The sequence below is a fragment of the Aquimarina atlantica genome (assembly GCF_000626715.1).
Taxonomy (GTDB): domain Bacteria; phylum Bacteroidota; class Bacteroidia; order Flavobacteriales; family Flavobacteriaceae; genus Aquimarina; species Aquimarina atlantica.
The window spans coordinates 158,126-177,270 of sequence record NZ_AQRA01000005.1 but is presented as its reverse complement, the minus strand read 5'-3'; the positions used below and the strand labels follow the sequence as shown (position 1 = coordinate 177,270).

Annotated in this window: 21 protein-coding genes; 12 read left to right on the top strand and 9 right to left on the bottom strand. The window is 32.9% G+C overall.

Annotated elements, in window-relative coordinates:
- Positions 1-75: 75 nt before the first annotated feature.
- The 4 genes from ATO12_RS12110 to ATO12_RS12095 all read right to left on the bottom strand — a co-directional run bounded on the left by ATO12_RS12110 (position 76) and on the right by ATO12_RS12095 (position 3,076).
- On the bottom strand, positions 76-1,224 hold the full coding sequence (locus ATO12_RS12110; RefSeq protein WP_131248824.1) for a hypothetical protein: 1,149 nt from the start codon (positions 1,222-1,224) through the stop codon (positions 76-78).
- Between the two features lie 191 nt (positions 1,225-1,415).
- The gene (locus tag ATO12_RS12105; RefSeq protein WP_034242275.1) at positions 1,416-1,865 is read right to left on the bottom strand and encodes a hypothetical protein; all 450 of its coding nucleotides are present in this window, start codon (positions 1,863-1,865) and stop codon (positions 1,416-1,418) included.
- Between the two features lie 110 nt (positions 1,866-1,975).
- Positions 1,976-2,332: a hypothetical protein gene (locus ATO12_RS12100; RefSeq protein WP_034242273.1), complete on the bottom strand. Its 357-nt coding sequence runs from the start codon at positions 2,330-2,332 to the stop codon at positions 1,976-1,978.
- 87 nt (positions 2,333-2,419) lie between these two features.
- The gene (locus tag ATO12_RS12095) at positions 2,420-3,076 is read right to left on the bottom strand and encodes a DUF6090 family protein (RefSeq protein ID WP_034242272.1); all 657 of its coding nucleotides are present in this window, start codon (positions 3,074-3,076) and stop codon (positions 2,420-2,422) included.
- A gap of 313 nt (positions 3,077-3,389) precedes the next feature.
- Between ATO12_RS12095 and ATO12_RS12090 the strand changes: the two genes are divergently transcribed.
- The 12 genes from ATO12_RS12090 to ATO12_RS12035 all read left to right on the top strand — a co-directional run bounded on the left by ATO12_RS12090 (position 3,390) and on the right by ATO12_RS12035 (position 12,937).
- Positions 3,390-4,142, top strand: coding sequence for a protein phosphatase 2C domain-containing protein (locus ATO12_RS12090; RefSeq protein WP_034242270.1), 753 nt, complete (start codon positions 3,390-3,392; stop codon positions 4,140-4,142).
- Positions 4,143-4,161: 19 nt separating this feature from the next.
- Positions 4,162-4,620, top strand: coding sequence for a DUF6438 domain-containing protein (locus tag ATO12_RS12085; RefSeq protein ID WP_034242267.1), 459 nt, complete (start codon positions 4,162-4,164; stop codon positions 4,618-4,620).
- Between the two features lie 34 nt (positions 4,621-4,654).
- Positions 4,655-5,317 carry a hypothetical protein gene (locus ATO12_RS12080; RefSeq protein WP_034242266.1) on the top strand — a complete coding sequence of 221 codons (663 nt, stop codon included), beginning with the start codon at positions 4,655-4,657 and terminating at the stop codon, positions 5,315-5,317.
- 164 nt (positions 5,318-5,481) lie between these two features.
- A complete protein-coding gene (locus tag ATO12_RS12075; protein WP_034242264.1) occupies positions 5,482-6,045 on the top strand; it encodes a Crp/Fnr family transcriptional regulator in 564 nt (187 codons plus the stop codon).
- A 120-nt stretch (positions 6,046-6,165) separates the two neighbouring features.
- Positions 6,166-6,360, top strand: a complete 195-nt coding sequence (locus tag ATO12_RS12070; protein ID WP_034242262.1) for a tautomerase family protein — start codon at positions 6,166-6,168, stop codon at positions 6,358-6,360.
- 5 nt (positions 6,361-6,365) lie between these two features.
- Positions 6,366-7,109, top strand: a complete 744-nt coding sequence (locus ATO12_RS12065) for an SDR family NAD(P)-dependent oxidoreductase (RefSeq protein ID WP_034242260.1) — start codon at positions 6,366-6,368, stop codon at positions 7,107-7,109.
- A gap of 11 nt (positions 7,110-7,120) precedes the next feature.
- Positions 7,121-7,489, top strand: a complete 369-nt coding sequence (locus ATO12_RS12060; RefSeq protein WP_034242258.1) for a nuclear transport factor 2 family protein — start codon at positions 7,121-7,123, stop codon at positions 7,487-7,489.
- Between the two features lie 861 nt (positions 7,490-8,350).
- A complete protein-coding gene (locus ATO12_RS12055; protein WP_034242256.1) occupies positions 8,351-9,742 on the top strand; it encodes an RtcB family protein in 1,392 nt (463 codons plus the stop codon).
- Between the two features lie 301 nt (positions 9,743-10,043).
- Positions 10,044-10,739, top strand: a complete 696-nt coding sequence (prfH, locus tag ATO12_RS12050) for a peptide chain release factor H (protein WP_034242255.1) — start codon at positions 10,044-10,046, stop codon at positions 10,737-10,739.
- A gap of 3 nt (positions 10,740-10,742) precedes the next feature.
- Positions 10,743-11,276: a tetratricopeptide repeat protein gene (locus ATO12_RS12045; RefSeq protein WP_034242253.1), complete on the top strand. Its 534-nt coding sequence runs from the start codon at positions 10,743-10,745 to the stop codon at positions 11,274-11,276.
- 150 nt (positions 11,277-11,426) lie between these two features.
- Positions 11,427-11,972 carry a 3'-5' exonuclease gene (locus tag ATO12_RS12040; protein ID WP_034242251.1) on the top strand — a complete coding sequence of 182 codons (546 nt, stop codon included), beginning with the start codon at positions 11,427-11,429 and terminating at the stop codon, positions 11,970-11,972.
- 80 nt (positions 11,973-12,052) lie between these two features.
- On the top strand, positions 12,053-12,937 hold the full coding sequence (locus tag ATO12_RS12035; protein WP_034242250.1) for a methyltransferase domain-containing protein: 885 nt from the start codon (positions 12,053-12,055) through the stop codon (positions 12,935-12,937).
- Here the strand turns inward: ATO12_RS12035 and ATO12_RS24920 are convergent.
- From ATO12_RS24920 to ATO12_RS12010, 5 genes are all read right to left on the bottom strand, one after another.
- Positions 12,934-13,842: a 2OG-Fe dioxygenase family protein gene (locus ATO12_RS24920; protein WP_051575791.1), complete on the bottom strand. Its 909-nt coding sequence runs from the start codon at positions 13,840-13,842 to the stop codon at positions 12,934-12,936. The two genes, ATO12_RS12035 and ATO12_RS24920, sit on opposite strands and share 4 nt — an antisense overlap.
- A 71-nt stretch (positions 13,843-13,913) precedes the next feature.
- Positions 13,914-15,815, bottom strand: coding sequence for an AAA family ATPase (locus tag ATO12_RS26370; RefSeq protein ID WP_205625238.1), 1,902 nt, complete (start codon positions 15,813-15,815; stop codon positions 13,914-13,916).
- Positions 15,815-16,621, bottom strand: coding sequence for an ABC transporter ATP-binding protein (locus ATO12_RS12020; RefSeq protein WP_034242248.1), 807 nt, complete (start codon positions 16,619-16,621; stop codon positions 15,815-15,817). Before ATO12_RS12020 ends, ATO12_RS26370 begins: the two co-directional genes overlap by 1 nt.
- 1 nt (position 16,622) lies before the next feature.
- Complete coding sequence (locus ATO12_RS12015; protein ID WP_034242246.1) at positions 16,623-17,591, bottom strand: ABC transporter permease; 969 nt, start codon at positions 17,589-17,591, stop codon at positions 16,623-16,625.
- On the bottom strand, positions 17,592-19,142 hold the full coding sequence (locus ATO12_RS12010) for a phosphate ABC transporter substrate-binding/OmpA family protein (RefSeq protein ID WP_034242244.1): 1,551 nt from the start codon (positions 19,140-19,142) through the stop codon (positions 17,592-17,594). It lies immediately after the preceding gene.
- Between the last annotated feature and the right edge of the window lie 3 nt (positions 19,143-19,145).

Here is a 19,145-nt window from a genome sequence, read left to right as displayed (position 1 = left end):
GCTTATATCTGCTATGATAAGAATATATAACGATTTGAATATCCCATTTTAATGAGGTTTATTTGTTAGTAGAGTTTATTTTTGATATAGTTTCGCTACATAAATTTCAGCATCCGCAGAAGATTCAAAAAGTCTCACTTCTAGATCTCTATATTTACTTTTAGTCCCATCATAAGGATCTCCTTTTTTTAATGCTTGTGCAATTTTGAAATGTGTTCCTGTAGCATTTGGAAGTAATTGATGAGTCCCATAAACAATCTGCCATACATTTTCACCTTCGGTATGTGACATACCTTGCATATATATCCAATCATCTTGTGAAAAGTTACCTATTTGATATGCCCATAAGTAAGGATGTCTAGTGATAGATCCTTCAACTACTTTTTCTGTAGTCAGATTACCAATAAATAGAATGTATTTTTCACTATAATCTCTGGGAAATGTTATTGTTTGATTAATATTGGGTGAAAAGTCACCATCATTTGCAACAACATAGAAAATATTTCCGAAGTCAAAAGTTAATTCAACTCCCGAATTCCCATCAAAACTCCATCCGTCACCACTATTATTCCCATTTGGATTAGCCAACTGATTTGTGGTGTATGTGACAATTCTATATTGAGAACTGACGCCATTCTCAGCGGTTATTTTATATGTCAATGAATTACTCAAGTCAACAATACTACCAGATGATGGTTCAGAGGTTGCATTTTCTGAAACAGTTAGATTAATTTTCAAGGCAGATAATTCGAGTGGATTTGGAACTTCTAGAAGTATTGATTTCGACTCTTCATCGATAAAACCTATAATATTTTCAGAATCTTTGTTATCGATAACTAAACTTAGAATCTTACTTTCATCATTTGGAGCAATTATAGTGATAGTGTATTTCCTAATATCCCCATTCTCTGCAGTAATGGTATATGTTTTTGGAGATTGAAAACTTTGTGCAACACCTAATGCTGGTATAATTGAAGCATTTTCTGAAGTAATAATATTGGGAGAAATTTGTGTTAAATCAGTTCCATACGGCAGAGACAAATTAATGGTGTTGTTTTCTTGATCAATTTCCGCAGTATAATCCACTGAATTGATTGTTACTACGAAGGATTTTATGGTATTTTCATTATTCAGTTTTATTTCTTCAACTGCGTTATCACTATTACAAGCATTGGCTAAAAATAGTAGAGTTGCTAAAACTGGAAATAATTTTATTCTTTTCATTTCTTTTTTTGTATAAATATTAAAAATTGCTATTAACATTAATGTGTGTAGTAACAAGGCAAAATGTTACCTTGTTTTTTGATTTTTCTGAGTATTGGTTGCGAACTTTTCTTTCTGTAAGCATTGCGCCTTACCATAATTATGACAAACATTCGATTCATCATTTAGCTGCTATGATTACATTTATAGTGTTACTCAGCATTTTTTATCTCACTTTTTATCTTTTCTATCCAATCTTTATCGGTAGGTCTAACAATAATTGCTTTAAAATCAAATCTCTCACTTTCAATTCTAACACCTTCTAAATCATCAATATGTAAATCGAAACCAAAAGCTGGCGGAAATTTAGATGAGTTAATATTCCGAGACTTCAAAACTCGTCGATTTTCTGTTTGGTTTACAATTCGATTGACTTTTATTCCATAATATCCTAAAGTCAATCTTATTTTTCTTTTAGATCTAAATGATGTGGTATAAATATGGATTTTATGACCTTGATTTTGCAAATCGGAAATTAATTTATTTGCCTCTTTTCGTATTTTTTCAATTCCGAACAGCTTAGCAATTCCGTTACGCTTTTCTGTTTCAAACTCGTTCCCGTTTGGAATTAAAGTGCTGTCAAGATCAAAACTGATATTCATTTTTAATGTTGGATAATAGTTTGTGTATGATTAGCTGTGGAATGATATGCAAGTGCAATTCTGGTTAAAGAGCCTAAGATAACAAACACATGAGCCTTGTTGTGCTTTTTTTATCTTTTTCGTATCTGTATTTTGTTAGAATCCAGAATAAACTGTTCAGACTTTACATAGTTGATTTTTTCTTTAAAGATGGTTTCTTCTATATCTGACGAATTTGTAAATAGTGCAGTTTCCAGGCTTTCAATAATCTTTTTCTCCATGACAGATCTTTTGGGAATGAGATTTTCGTTCAAATATATCCTTCCGGGAAGTTTTTGGAATTCAAGAATTTCCCAATTAACGTTTTGCACAAATTCGATTTCGAATTCCTGCTTTTTTTGATTTGTACATTTTAATTTTATCGAACCTCCATCCATCCATATGGCCAGCTCTTGAATTAATATTTGAGAGGTTAAATCTATTTCCAAATCAGAAGTTTATTAATTCTACATAACATTTAGTATATATGGCAAAGCTCCGTTTAGCAGCTGTGAACATCATATACCTTGTTCTCATCAGTCTTCTTTATCATGTTTTAAATATCTTTCTATTTCTTTGAAGCAATCTCTATATTTTTGGGTTTTATTTTGACTTGTTTGACTGTAGGAAGCCAATATGTTTTTGAATAATTTTGATTTATAGATCTCTTCGTCTTGTTTTTTTCCATCGACAAGGTCAAAGTTGTTTTTTAAATACGGGTAGTAATCTTGAATGTAAAGGCTTCTCGAAATTTCATCAAATGATTCAACCCACTTATAATATTCATACAAATTGATTATTTTTTGCTTTGTATCAAAGTTTTTGATAAATCTTATATCGCCTGATTCTACAAGGTTTTGAAAAGCATTTTTTCTAAAATATGCCCCACTTAAATTAAGAAGCTCAATAGATAATTGGTTTATTCTGTTATAATCTTCTTTTTGATTGAGTAGAACAAATATCGTATCAATTTTGGCCAAATTTGATTCACCTAATTTCAATGCAGATTCAAGAAACCTTTTGTTGATTTCTGTTTCTTTTTTTATTTGTTCTAAGTGAATAGAAATTGTTTTCTCTTGCTGGTTTTCTGCTGAGCATTTGTTTAACTGAAAAGCTATAAGAATTCCAATTATTACTACTATGAATTCTAAACCGTGATTTAACCAATCAATATGTTTTTTCCTTGTATTCATTGATTTTAATTGATGAGAACAATATTTATAAAGAATATATGTCCTTTATACTCCAAATATGTTTATTCACAAATCTAGGGGATTTTTAATTAACTTAGAGCTATGTACTGCTATTTGCATGTACATTTCTGTTGTTCTCGTACCACTATGTCCTGATAAGGTATGGATAAGTCAGATGCATGGATTTACATTTTAAACCTGATCAGGATGAAGCTATTCAATTTATCAAAAATCCTGTAGATTTGCCGATAGCTCGGTAACATTTTGTCGCATTACGACACCTACTTATACTGCTGAAGCACATAAAAACTGAATGAAAATATACAAAACATTACATATTGGTGAATTTCATACAAATCACTGCGAAGATTTCTTAATTGAGGAACAAATCGGAACAAATGAAAAGCTATTAGCCGTTTTAGATGGCTGTACAATGGGAACAGAGTCTGTTTTTGCCTCAATTCTTTTCGGAAAAATTTTACGAAATATTGCTAAAAATAAATTTTATGAAGAGTTTGTAACAGATAACTCAATACAATTAAAAGATAAGCTTAAGGAAGTTGTTAAAATATTAATTCATGAGATTAAACTTTTCAAGAATCAGCTAGGACTTGAAACAAATGAACTGCTATCAACTCTAATAATTGGAATTGTCGAAACGAAAGAATCAAAAGCTGAGTTTTTAACAATCGGAGATGGCCTAATTTGTAAGGATGGAGAACTAATTGAATACGAACAAGGTGACAAACCTGATTATCTAGGATATCATTTAAGAGATGACTTTGATAGCTGGTTTGACAGCCAAGAACAAAAAGTTTCAATTTCTAATTTTAAAGATTTATCTATCTCTACAGATGGCATCTTTACATTTAAAAACCTGGAGAATAAATCAAAACAAAAACCCGAAAACGAAATTATCGAATATTTATTAATTGATAATGAAGGAGCAGAATTCGATAATTTCCTGGATAGAAAAATTCGAACGTTAAAAGATAAATGGAATCATCTGTCACCAGATGATTTAGCAATAATTAGAATAAAAAACAATACGCCAACACCGTGTTAACTATTATGAAAAGAAAAAAATGAAATTTCAGTTTTACGTCCTAACCATTATTTCTGTTTTTCTAACCAGTTGTATAAGTGGTCAAACTAACGCAACAAAAAAGAATGAATCGGCTAATTCGATTTTAAAAATTGAAATGAGTCTAAGTGCGTTTGGTGTAGAATCCGATAGTTTCCCTTCAATAGATGTTTTTATCGATTTTGAAAAGGACTCGACTAATTGTGTGAAAACTTTTTACAATCCTGCATATAAAGGTTCTACATATACATTGACTAAAAGTGAAATGGAATCCATCATCGAGCTACTAAAAAATTCTGATCTTGAAAAACTTAAAAAAAATTATACCACTGATATAACAGATCAACCAAGTTCAAAAACTGTGATTCAAACTAATAAAGCTAAATATACCATTAATGATTATGGCCTAAAAGGAGAATATCCATTACAAGAACTATATAAAATCATATATAAATATTAATAACTGCTAATAAACGTCCAGTAATTTAAAACAAATGAACTCAAAACCAATCATCCTTTTAATTACAATTCTATTTTTTGCATCTTTCAGTACTGTAAAGAAGAGTTTTGAAGGTGTCATAACTTACAAAGTCGAAACAAAATTCAAAAAAAATGATGTTCCACATCGAGACTATTTAGAGCAAAAGTTTGGAGATACATTAAAGGTATATTATAATAAAAATGGTGATATTTTTAAAAAGTACCTCAATACAGGAGAAAAAGGTTATGATTTCAATTTGTATCTAAACTCGAATAATCACTATTATGCAAAATGGAAAAATTTAGATACCATTTACCACTATAATGTTTCAGAACAAGCTTTAGAATTTGTCAATAAAACAAGTGGAAAATCAGAACAAATTTTAGGAAAATCATGTGATTATATTCAAATTGAAGGATTTGAGCCTAGTGGAAAACAAAAAGTAATACAAAAATATTCTTATAGTGGCTTTCCGTATTTAGAACCTGAACTTTTTAAAAACTTCAAAGATTTTTATACCTATGATTTGATTAAAGAAGCAAAATCACCTTTTATGAAAATGGAGCTTGATTTAGGAGATTTTATTGTTATATATACTGCAATTCAGATTGAACCGAAAGAATTACATCAAAATATATTCGTAATCCCAAATGACATTCCAAAAAAAGAATATTAATCTATTATATCATAAAGATCAGAATTGTTTAATCTCTGATCAAAAGTCTCTTGTATATTTGCTATAGCACTATTTTTTTATAAGTTTAACCAGAAGTAAAATAAATATAGAAACCAATGTGCTCAGATGCATTTACCTTGCTCTGATTTGTGATAACAATTAAAATGACACACCCTTTACGGCAACATATCGAAGAAATAATCAGCCTTACCGATGAAGAATTCGATTTTGTGTTGAGTCATTTTGAACAAATCAAAAGACGCAAACATCAATATATCGTTCAGGAAGGAGAAATTGTTAACAAAGAATACTGGATCGTAAAAGGGTGCTTAAAAAGCTATTTTATAGATCATACAGGAAAAGAACATATACTACAATTCGGGATGGAAAACTGGTGGATTACAGATTACGAGTCATTTGTAAAGCAAACCAAATCCAAAACCTCTATAGACTGTATAGAAGATAGCGAGTTACTCTATATAACTTTTGAAAATAGAGAGAAGCTAACGACCAAAATGCATAAAATGGAACGTTTTTGGGCGAAAAAAAGTAAAATGGGTCGAATTGCGCTTCAGAATAGAATCTTATCATTATTAAAAAATTCGTCTAAAGAACGATACGAATTACTACTCGAGCACTATCCAAAGCTTTTTCAACGTGTTCCCAAAAAAATGATCGCTGCCTATTTAGGGGTTTCCAGAGAGACGCTTAGCAGATTAAACTCTTAATTATTTTTACTCGTTTATCGCTTAAAGTGATATATATCACACCAAAGAAGTGACAATCCTCCTTCGTAATAATTTCATTCTACAACACCTTTGTATGACTATTAATTTAATAAAAAAGTCATGCCATACATTAACATTAAAGTTACCGACGAGCAGGTAACAACAGATCAAAAACGTCAATTAATAGAAGGAGCTACACAGCTTGTTGTTGACATACTAAACAAAAACCCAAAAACAACTCATGTGGTTATCGAAGAAATACCTATCGAAAATTGGGGAGTGAACAGCAAACAATATTTAGGAACTAAAAAATAAAGAACATGAAAAATAAAACAGTAATTATTACAGGAGCATCTACAGGAATTGGTAAAGAAATTACAAAACACTTTATTGCAAAAGAAAGTAATGTTGTTATGAATTCTTCTAACGAAGAAAACTTAAAAAACGCTTATAAGGAGCTTGGCTCTCCTTCTAACGTAATATATTTGGTCGGAGATATCAGCAAACAAGAAACAGGGCAAAAACTCGTAAGCCTGGCAATAGAAAAATTCAATACTGTAGATGTTTTAATTAATAATGCAGGCGTATTTTCTCCAAAACCTTTTTTAGATGTTGAAGAAAAAGATTTAGACCGTTATTGGATTGTAAACCTAAAAGGAACTTATTTTACATCACAAGCGGTAATTCCTCATATGATACAACAACAAAATGGTTCGATTATAAACATCGGAACCGTTTTAGTCGACCATGCCATAGATGGATTCCCTGCAACAGCTCCTCTAGCAAGTAAAGGTGCTATACATGCTTTAACCAGACAGCTTGCTGCCGAATTTGGTAAAAACAACATCAAAGTAAATACAATTGCTCCCGGAATAATTAGAAGTCCATTGCAAAGTAAAATCGGAATTGAAGATGCCGATAGCTTAGCAGGACTACATTTATTAAACCGAATTGGAGAAGCTAACGAAATTGCCGAAGCGGCATATTATTTAGCTACATCAAATTTTATAACCGGAGAAACGATTAATGTGGCAGGAGGACATACAGTTGGACACGCCATCTAAAAAAATAAATTATGTATAAAGAACATATCAAAGAAATCGAAAGTCTGATTACCAATTATTTTGAGGGAATTTTTTATGGAGATGTAACCAAACTCGAATCTTGTTTTCATAAAAACGTATATATCTACGGAGATATCAAAGGTGTAGATTACTTAAAAAGTGTAACTGAATATCTTGAAGGCGTTAAAAATAGACAAAGCCCTAAGGATCTAAACGAGAATCTAGAAATGAAAATTATAGGAATCGATATTATAGGTAAAATCGCCATGGCAAAATTACACCTTCCCATGTTAGGTTATAATTATTACGACTATTTATCATTAAGCAAAATCAATAATGATTGGAAAATTGTAAATAAGCTATTCACTCATGTGCAATAAATAAAGCGTTCATATTTTAACCCCCAAAAACCAGATTCTGACGAATTAGGATAAAAAAAGATGAGGTGTTTCTTCCAGAAGATAGAGTCCATTATAGCTATGAATTCTAATAAATCCTTTGAAGGATTAAAAAATAACCTCATATTTGCATCATAATTTTGAACCAGAAAAACAAGTTTTAAGCCTATGTTATCATTTTTTACAAATAAAAAGGACGCTGTAAAGCCGTTTTTAAATCAGGAATATAGGTAGCAAACTATACATAAGATATAAAAAACATGAGCGTCCAATAAATTTGGACGCTTTTTTTATGATCTTTTTTGCATATCCATTTCTATCAAATAAAATGGTATTTGAGAGATAAACACCAGAACAGCAATTGGTTACCAAACAGGCTAATATCCGTTAAAAAACGGACAGGGATTCTCATGCCTAAATTCAACATAAAATACTGATTGTCAATAAACTAAATTTCAAATTTTAGTTGTATAATTAAAAAATAGATTACATATTTGCACCGCAGTTTACAAATTGCAAAACCATAATAATTAATCTTTAATAACCGAAGTACTATGATTTTTACAAACATACATTGCCACACTCCAAAAGAACCAGGTTCTTTTACGAGTATGCTTCGGGACTTCACCAGTACATAATTTCCATTATATATGAGAAGAAGTCCGAAGCCATAAAGTTTCGGATTTTTTGTTTTACACTTTTGCCTGGCTGTATGGTCACATCAAGCTTGTAGAAGAGCTGTCAAAGCCGTATCAAGATTTCCTGAAACATTTTATCAAGTTTATGTCAGTAATGATAATTCATTACACCACTCATTATTGACAAATATTAAAACCTGTACTAATGGGAAAGAAACTAAGCGGAAAAGACCTAATCAAATTAGGCTTTCCAAAGAATAATAGTATTAATGTGACTTTGGGTCAGATTAATCGATATCAAAAGAGAGTAAAAAAAGAACATATATTAATTGAAGCTAAAAAGGTATTGCTCAACCCAGAAGCATACCAGGGTGATGGTGTCTGGGGAAAAATAGCAGAGAGTTTATTAAAACCCGTAGAGGTCAAAAGGCATGTATTGAAAACGACTCGATCTCCTTTTCAAATCTATGGTGAGAATGAAATTGATGAGCAAGCCAAATATCAATTGTTTGATGCTTTAAAATTACCGGTCGCAACTGCAGGAGCTTTAATGCCAGATGCACATACAGGATATGGTCTTCCTATCGGAGGAGTACTGGCAACAAAGAATGCTGTGATTCCTTATGGAGTTGGAGTCGATATTGGATGTAGAATGTGTTTAACAGTCTATCCAATAGCCATCTCTTATCTCAAAGGAAAAAAGCATCAGCTAGAGAATATACTTTCAGAACATACCAAGTTCGGAATGTATGAAACTCATAAAGTAAAGCACGACCATGAGATCTTTGAACGAGATGAATTTAAAACCATCCCGTTAGTCAAAAGACTAAAAGACAAAGCGTATAAGCAGTTAGGAACTTCGGGTGGTGGTAATCACTTTGTAGAATTTGGAGTAATTACGATTACCGATACAGCGAATGAGTGGGGATTGAAGACTGGCGAATATTTAGGAGTGTTATCTCATAGCGGTTCGAGAGGCTTAGGTGCCAATATCGCCAAACACTATACGTATTTAGCCACCAAGCAATGCCCGTTACCAAAGCATGTACAACAATTGGCCTGGTTAGATTTAGATACTCACGATGGCCAGGAATATTGGCTGGCGATGAATCTTGCTGGTGATTACGCACAAGCTTGTCATGATGATATTCATGCCAGGATAGCAAAGTTATTAGGGTCAAAACCCATAGCAAAAATTGAGAATCATCACAACTTTGCATGGAAACAAGAGGTTAATGGCGAAGAGTGTATTGTGCATAGAAAAGGTGCTACACCAGCCGCCAAAGGTGAATTAGGGATTATTCCCGGTTCTATGACGGCTCCGGGGTATATCGTAAGAGGGTTAGGAAACCAGGCAAGTTTACAATCTGCATCACATGGGGCTGGTCGATTGCACTCTAGAAGAGCGTGTAAAGAAAAATTTACAAGAAGTGAAATCAAAAAGCAACTAAAAGCACATGATGTAACACTTATAGGAGGAGGAATTGATGAGGCACCTATGGCATATAAAAACATCGAAAAAGTCATGGCAAATCAACAAGAACTCGTAGAAATTGTTGGAACATTTACACCAAAAATTGTTCGAATGGATAAATAAAAGTTATACCATTTGTATTTTGAATTTACTTGGCAAAGAAAATTAAGATTTTTTTGTTTCAGTAAAGAAGAAAAATCAAGCATAGCAGGGCTACGGTTTATTTTTATTCTGAAACTGATATGAAAAAAGAACATTTTATTCCAGTAGATTTAAAGTGCAAATGGTATTAGGGCGTTACCCAAAGGGTCGGGCTTTCGGCAGTCGCTCTCTGCGAGGAGCTTCAACAAAGCCTCAATCCCTAACGCAAAATTAAGACCTCACAGGGTTTTAAAACCTGTGAGGTCTGTAAAAAAACAAGAAAATGAATCAAAAAATTATACAAATAACAGCAGGAAGAGGTCCGGCAGAATGTTGCTGGGTCGTAGCCCAGGTACTTAAGTATTTTTTGGATGATATACGACATACAGGAGTAACCTATAGCATCATACAGAGAGTAAAAGGTATCGAAAACGGCACATTACAGTCTGTTACACTAAAACTGCAGGTCGATCAGGTAAACACTTTGGTAAATTCCTGGTTAGGCACTGTACAGTGGATAGGAACCTCAACTTTTCGTAAATATCATAAACGAAAAAATTGGTTTATCGGAATCTACGAACTAGATCTTATACCTGTAGAGAAAATAGCAGAAAAAGATATTGTATTTCAAACGATGCGAAGTTCGGGCCCAGGAGGCCAGCATGTAAATAAGGTAAATTCTGCAGTTAGAGCTACACATAAACTTACAGGTACAAGTGTCGTAGTAATGGATAGTCGTTCACAACATCAAAATCGAAAAATTGCTGTCGAACGATTAAAGAATAAAGTAACTGATGTCCAGTTAGAACAATTAAAAAAATCGATCTCAGATGAATGGGAAAACCACTTAAATGTTCAACGAGGTAATCCTGTTAGAGTATTTAAAGGAACGGATTTTAAAAAGAAAAAAGTGACGAAAACCTTTAAAAACAAACGAAATCAATTAAAGAATGATTTGTACAATCAATTAAAGAATTAGAAAATGAGTAATGTATTAGACAAATATTTATTTCAGGCATTAGACGCTTATCCTTATAACTTAGAGGAAGCTGTAGAATCTTTAAACTATGCATTGTCTTATGATGAAAAAAATCCAATTGCGTTAAGTCTTTTAGGGCAGATATATGCAGAAAGTTTGAAGAATTATGAGGTTGCCAAAGAGTACTATCAGCAAGCTTTAGCAGAAGATATGTATGCATTAGATGTATATCCTAAATATATCAATGTCTTACTTTGGAATGAAGACTATGATGAAGCCGAAAAACTAGTTGATTTTGCCCTAACCGTAAAAGGAACAGATAAGGCAATGCTATATCTAAAAAAAGGAATTCTTTTTGAGCAAAAAAAGAGCTATAAAAAAGCATTAAAATGTCTGAAATTGGCAAAAGAAAATGCCTACAATAATCACTTTATTAATGATATAAAAGAAGAAGAAGAGCGAATTAAAAATAAAATGCCAAAGCAAAAAAAAGCTAAGGATAAGTCTTCTTCTAAAAAGTCAACAAAGAAATCATAAAACACGAGGGGTCTAAAAAGCAAGTTCGATGTCATATTGAGCCAGTCGAAATATTTTTATCTTACTGGTAATCTATATGGATTTTGACAAGCTCAACCTGACAAATCAAAATATAATGACTTTTTAGTCCCTCATAACAAAGTACAAAAAATGAAAACAACAAATACTATTATAATCATAGATCTAGAAGCTACCTGCTGGAATGGGCCTATTCCTAAAGGTCAGGTTAATGAAATTATAGAAATAGGAATCTGCCTTTTGGATACGCAAACTGGAAGCATTTCTAAAAATAAAGGGATATTAGTTAAGCCCGAACAATCAGAAGTCAGTTCTTTTTGCACAGAACTCACTACGATTACTCAAGAGTTAGTAGATCAGGAAGGTGTTTCTTTTGAAACCGCTTGCGAAATGCTAAGAACTCAATACAGTGGTCATGAATATACCTGGGCAAGTTATGGGCAGTACGATCTAAATATGATGAAGAAACAATGTGCAAACAGAGGAATGAAGTATCCTTTATCACAAAATCATATTAATGTAAAAGCACTTTTTTCTGAAACCAAAGGATTACGAAGAAAGGTTGGAATGAAAGGTGCATTAGGGGTTTTAAAAATCCCTCTCGAAGGAACGCATCACAGAGGAGTCGATGATGCCAAAAATATTGCTAAAATCTTACATTGGTGCTTAAGTCAGTAAAAAACTTCTGGGGTTTTAAAATCCCCAGAAGTTTTTTGACTTGCAGAATTATTATATTTACCCAAAACTAGTAACATCCTATGCAAGACAAATTATTCGAAGATATTATTGATAATTATGATACTTTAAAATATAGCTTACTAAAAGCACAAACATTTGATGAGTCTCACTATGGGTTTCCTGAGATCTATTATAAAATTATGGAGACTGATAAGCAACGTGTAGACGCTTTTCATAAAGCATTCACTTTGAATAATAATTTCAAGGGGGCAACAGTATGTGAAGTTGGTGTAGGAACACTTCCTTTAACCAAATTATATATGCCTTATGTAAAAAAAGCATATCTGATAGAGAATAATCCGGATCTGGTTCCTTTTATTAATAAAGAAATAGCAAAACATCCCTGGGCTGATAAAGTAGAAGTCATCTATGCAGATGCATTAACTGTAAATCTGCCAGAAAAAGTAGACTTTGTAGTTGGAGAACTCATGAGTATCTATTGTGCTAATGAGTTTCAGGTACAGATATTTCAGCATATGAGAACTTTTTTAAAACCCGGAGGGAAATTGTTCCCTAACCGTATTGTGAATTTTGCTAGGTTATGCGAAGCCGAAATAGATGCAGAGATACATCATTATCCGGTAAATTTTACAAGACATCAACCAATGTTTCTAACCCAGCAGTTTTTGGTCAATGAAATTGAATTGCTTAAAGAGAAAAAGCAAGGTGTACGATTAAGTTTTTCTGTTCCCGTTTTATTTTCAGGGACTGTAAATGCACTTTATCTCGAATCTTATGTAGAAGTAACCGAGGGTTCTAATTTTACAGGCACCGATAGCCTCATGCCTCCAACAGTTTTAAAAACGACCAATACCCAGGAGGTAAAAGCCGGAGACCTGGTGCATATTGATTTTAGTTTTGATTATGGTTCTTCTCTGGATGAAATAAGTTGTGTACTTTCCTAATCCAAGATGTCAATATCAAACCCTATAATATCTCTGATTCCTAATCTTGAAGAATCATCAGGTTCTATTGGGGTTACATAATGCCATAGGTCGTTACCAAAGGTAAATTCTTCTCCGGTATCTGCCTGAAAAATAAACTCTCCGGGAGCTAATACTTTTCTATAGATCAATTCATTATGTTCTGGTGACAATTTCTCATAGACCTGGCTTTCTGCACCAATACTATTTTGTCGATTGATTACCAATGCAGACATGATGTATTGTGCTCCATCTTCATGAACTCCTTCTGGTGCATTCTCCCCTTTGATTTTTTCCTGGGAAATGGTACGCATAAAATGACTGGTAATTTGCATCTTCCTGATTTCGGGATGAATCTCTTGTACTAGGCCAGTCATTTTTTTTAATAATTCGAAAAATAATTCATTTTCAACAGCTTCTCTGCTTGCCTGCGTAAATACCCGTTTCCACACTCGAAAATCATCGACATCCTGTTCAAATGCATGCTGTACTATTCTTTCTACAAAAATGGTATCATCCCAAATTTCTATTTGAAAAGAGGCAATATTACGTTGCCGAGTAATAACCGATAAGTGATCATATTGCTGTTTTTGAGAAGCATCTAATTTTTGAATCCAAGGATCCAAAACTTTACTAGTCACATTACCCTCAAAATACGATTTATGTATCTTTTCGATCATTTCTGACTCTTCGGGAAAAGACTCTTTTAAAAAGGTAATTTGTTTTCCTCTGACCAGGTAGTTGTCGTCTTGTAATTCTTCAAAAAAGGGTTTAAAAAAATTTAGAAAAGTAGTCGTATGCATTCCTAAATCTGCAATATCCCCTACCCTAATCGGTGATTTGACAACTCGGCCTAGCTTTTTGGATATATCTTTTTCGGTTATCACTTTTGTATTTGTATTTTTTAGCAATGCATGTCAAATAGCTTTCTTTGTCGAAAACTCATTTAATTAATTGTCTAATTTTCTTCATCTTGCTGAAACCTAAGATATTCTTCTACGGTTTGATTAACAGGCGGAATATCTTCTTCTATAATATTTTTTAATAATTCTTCGGTAAGTGGTGTTATCGATACGATACGATTGGCCTGATATTCAATAATTTTTTCGAATAGATTTCTCGCTACCCGAGCATTACCAAAGCTTTTATGTCGTTTTTCATACAATTTCTCAAAAATAAACTGTAATTTTTCTTTGGCATCTTCTGTGATCACAAAATCATTTTTTGAACAAAATAACTCAAAAATACCAATGAGTTCTTTGGGTTTATAATGATCAAAAGTAAAATATCGATTAAATCGGGATTGCAATCCGGGATTAGATTCAATAAACTCTTCCATTTCGTCAGGATATCCTGCCACGATAATTACAAGCTGATCACGATGATCTTCCATTTTTTTGAGCAGTACTTCTATCGCCTCATTACCAAAATCCTTTTTATTGTCTTTGGCCAGAGAGTAGGCTTCATCGATAAATAAGACTCCATCTAATGAAGTTTTTACTACTTCTTCTACTTTTAATGCAGTTTGACCTACATATCCTGCTACCATTCCTGTACGATCAGTTTCTATCAAATGTCCTTTTTCTAGATATCCCAAATGCTTATATATTTTAGAGACTAATCGCGCTACAGTAGTTTTACCTGTACCCGGAGGCCCCATAAATACAGAATGTAAAGAATTATTCACATTTTTGAGTCCTTTCTCTTCTCGTACTTTTTGGATTTTCAGAAAATTAGAAAGTTCTTGTATGGCCTTTTTTATTGTATCTAATCCAATGAGCTCATTGAGTTCATCCATTACATCATCCAGCGTTTCATTTTCGTCAATCTCGGTATGTTTTACGCCTTCTAACTTTTCTTTTGGATGTGATAGCTTATCATTAATTTTTTTTAATACCTCGGTTTCTTTTTCAGATATTGTACCATCAGCTTTTGTAATCAAAGAAGCGATACGGTACAAAAATGCTCCCGAATTCGCAAAATGATTACTATCTAATCTTTTTAAAATTGAAGGTAGCAGAAATTCATTTTTATAATCATCTCCCAGATTAAAAAGACTAGCTGTTTTAATGATTTCAATATTTTCATCAAATGTCGAAGATTTAACAAAAGCATTGATACGCTCTATAGATAGGGAAGCTATGATATCATTGCCTTGTAATTTTTCGAATAAAAAAGCTAACAGAAACTTAATTTTTATATCGGCAATAGCATTTTCTTTATCACTTAAGGGATATATCATGTTAAACACCTTAATAATATCCTGTAAGATCACATGCTCTGCCTTAAAATGCAAGGCATCATCGGTTTTGTGAACAATGGTATTGATTGTATTCGAAAACCGTTTGTTATGATTAAGATCTTCGGCTAAATTCTGAATTTTTTCACCTTCGTGCTTTAGAATTTTTAAAAACTCATAGTCGATATCGAATTCCTGTTGGGTATCTTCTTTTTGATTGATAAAGTCTTTGAATTTATTGGTAAAATGCTCTAAATTCTTTTTTTCATCCTTTTTGATCAACATTAAATCATCGATTAGATCACTAAGTAAAGTTATGTGTTCCTTAGGAAAGGTACTAAACTCTGGTTTTTCGAATATTTCTTTAGACAGTTTAATTTTCTGATCAGCTACATGAATATTCTGAGAAGTAATGATCATATCAAGATGATCGATAGATTTTTTGGAAGAATACAGTACCAGTAAATCTTCATTTTTGATACTCAAAGTAGGGAATGTTGATGATATAGATAAAATCTTAAGGGGATTGATCGATTTTCCTTTAAAGAAAAAAGGAAGGTTTTCTTCATTCAATTTGGAAAAAAACAGATCCGTGATCTTAGTAAATTTTCTGGTATTCATTATTGTTCAGAATCAATTTGCATCATTGCATCTTCTACTTCGTGTACCAGCTCATCAAAATGTTGAAGCCTTTTGGTTTCTCGGGTTCTTTGAAACGGTAAATCTACATCAATATGTTTCACAAATTGAGATGGAGCATGTTTCATAATATAAATATCATCTGCAAGATATACCGCTTCCTGAATATCGTGAGTTACAAACAATATAGTTGGGCTAAATTTTTCCCAGATACCTATCAATAAATCCTGCATTTGTAGCCTTGTTTTTACATCTAAAGCTCCAAAAGGTTCATCCATCAGTAAAATTTCGGGATTAGACATTAGACTACGTGCAATAGCCACTCGTTGTAACTGCCCTCCTGAAAGTGTTGGGTATTGCGCATATTTCTTTTGATGACCATCTAATCCAACTAGCTGGATCATTTCCATCGCTTTTTCATCTCGCTCTTTTTTAGGAACTCCTTTAAAACGTAATCCTAACCCTACATTATCCAGAACTGTCATCCAGGGCAATGAGGAGTATTGTTGAAACACCATACTCACCCTGTTTTCTTTACTTACAGGTTGTCCTTTTACCAATACTGTTCCTGAGGTAGGTTCCTGCAACCCGGCAATATATCGAAGTAATGTTGATTTACCACATCCCGACATTCCTAAAATCACGGTAAATTGACCTTGCATAGGTTTATCTTCGACCAATAAATCCAGATTTTCTATAATATTAGTTTTCCCGCCGTCATAGGATTGAAAAACATTACGTAACTCTATGATATTGGTAGCACTAGCGTTGTCGTTAAATTGTACCATATTAATGTTTGTTGCCTTTGTTTATGTGTTTAAAAGGAAATAATATTCTATCAATCATTACAAAGAGTCTATCTTGCAAAATCCCAATAACCACAATAATAATAAGTATGGCAAATGCTTTGTCTATTCTACTTTGCCGTTTAGCTGTCCAAATCAATTCACCAATACCACCACCTTTATTAAGCATCTCTACAATAGTAATATAGGTCCATGAAATTGCCGTAAGTACTCTAATATCATCAATGATCTTTGAAAACACATAAGGGATATATACTGTTCTAATCGTCTGCCAGGATGTTGCTCCCAAAGTAAAAACAGTATTAAGATATACATTTTGTACTTCGTCTATTCGCTGAACGACTACCGGAATTAAATACACAATAATACCAAACGCCAGAAAAGATACCTTCATTTCACTACCAAGTCCCAGCCACATAATAAAAATCCCTGTTACTGCTGTGAGTGGAATAAATCGATATGAATTGATAATTTGGCTGAACAATCCTCTAAACAAAGGAATCAATCCCAATATAAACCCGATAGGGATAGATACCAGAATAGCGAGCAGGTATCCAAAAAAATTAAGTTTGATAGAGTAAAAAGTATTTCCGATAACATCATCATGCTGATTAAGGTCGGGAAAAGCCTTTATGACCTTTATTGGAGACGGAAGTAAAGGATATACTTTATTCTTTTTTAAACCAAATGATTCTAATTCTTTTGTACCCATCTGCTCTAACACATCATAATTGGCAACAAGAAGAGAATCACTCTCATAGTATACTCTCTGTTTTTGCGAAAACTTAGAAATGTCTATAGATTCATCTTGGGTAATCACAGATTTTGACAAAAATTCTGCCATAGAAAACCATAATCCAATAAGAATAATTGCCCCTATCACCGTAAGAACAATTTTATCTTTTGGTTCGAGGTTTCCTCTAAGCTCAAATAGTTTTTTGATACCTACCATTTAGTCTACAACTAATTCAAAATCTGTTCTTCGGTTCTTCGATTTACAGTCAGCATTTTGATTACGCTCACATCCTGTAACAGGTTTATCGGGGCCATTACCTAAGATAATAAATCTGTTTACAGGCATATTGTGCTCATTAATTAGATAATCGGCTACAGATTGTGCTCTCTTTTTAGAAAGTGCGATATTAGAATTACGATTTCCTACATTATCTGTATTTCCTTCAATTCTGATTCTTGCATTAGCAAATGCTTTTGCAATAGGAGTAAATTGTAGATCTATCAATTGTTTTGCATTTTCTCCTAATCGAAATTCTCCTGTTCTAAAACTAATACTTACTTTCTTTGATGAAAGAGATTCTTTTGTAGCTAGATTCTCATCGACAGCAGTAAATTCTTTTTGTTTTTCTGAGTTATGACTAGAGCCTGATAATGACGTTTTAGAAACCAGATCTTTTGTAGACAATAACCTCCAGCTTTTTGCTCCAGCTGTGCTATACCCCAGGTTATTATATTTTACTTTCATCTTGTTATAAAGATCTTCACCGGTTACTCCATTATAACTTGTATTTAATCCAAAGAAGTTTTGATTATCTCCATGTGTAGCCAATCTCACATTATTGATAGCATCAAAACAGAAATCTTCTGGTTGAGATAGGCCTTCTGCCAAAATTTTAGCTGCTTTTCTTTTATTACTTTCAGAGTTATTTAATTCTGAAGCTCCGATCATCCATCCTTCGTATAGATCTTTTAGCTGGTCTTTATGCGTTTCTATAAATTCCTTTTTCGCAACAAATACATCTGCAATAATATGGGTTGCATTTTTGGTACTTTCTAATACTTTAGAACCAGCTACCTTACTCACACAATCTGCATCGTCGGGACTCCATACTACAGCGGCATCAACGGTATTACTTTTAAAAGCATCTGCTGCATCTATTGCACTAGGCACCTCAACAATCTTAACATCCTTAGTACTCATATCACCCGCTTCTAACAACCAGATCAAAAACGAGTGTGATGGAGTCATAGGCGCTACTGCAATTTTCTTACCTCTTAAATCACTTACCTTATTAATTCCTCTTCTTGCTACAATGGCATCTCCACCTCGGCTCCAATCTGCCTGAAAAACTACTTGAGGTTGGTATTGAGATAATCCTTCAACTTCTGTCGGAAATGCATCTATAGTAGCCCACATTAAATCAATAGAACCATTTTTAAAAGCATCTCTAGAAGCATCAAAATCATCGATAACTTCAAAGTTTACTTTAAATCCATAATCCTTATAAAACCTGGATGCTGTATTGGCTTTAAATCCTTCATTAAAATATTGCCCTCCGGCATATCCTCCCCAGGTAACCACTCCTACATTAATTACGTCTTTGTAACCGTCTTTGGTTTTTGCATCTGTATTATCAGAAGAGGTTACTTCTTCTATTTTATCTTTTACCGCCGGATCTCTAAGTTTATTCAACAAAAAATATAGTCCACCAATGATGAGTACGACTATAAGTATTTTTGAAAATGGTGTTAATCTTCTTCTTGCCATAAT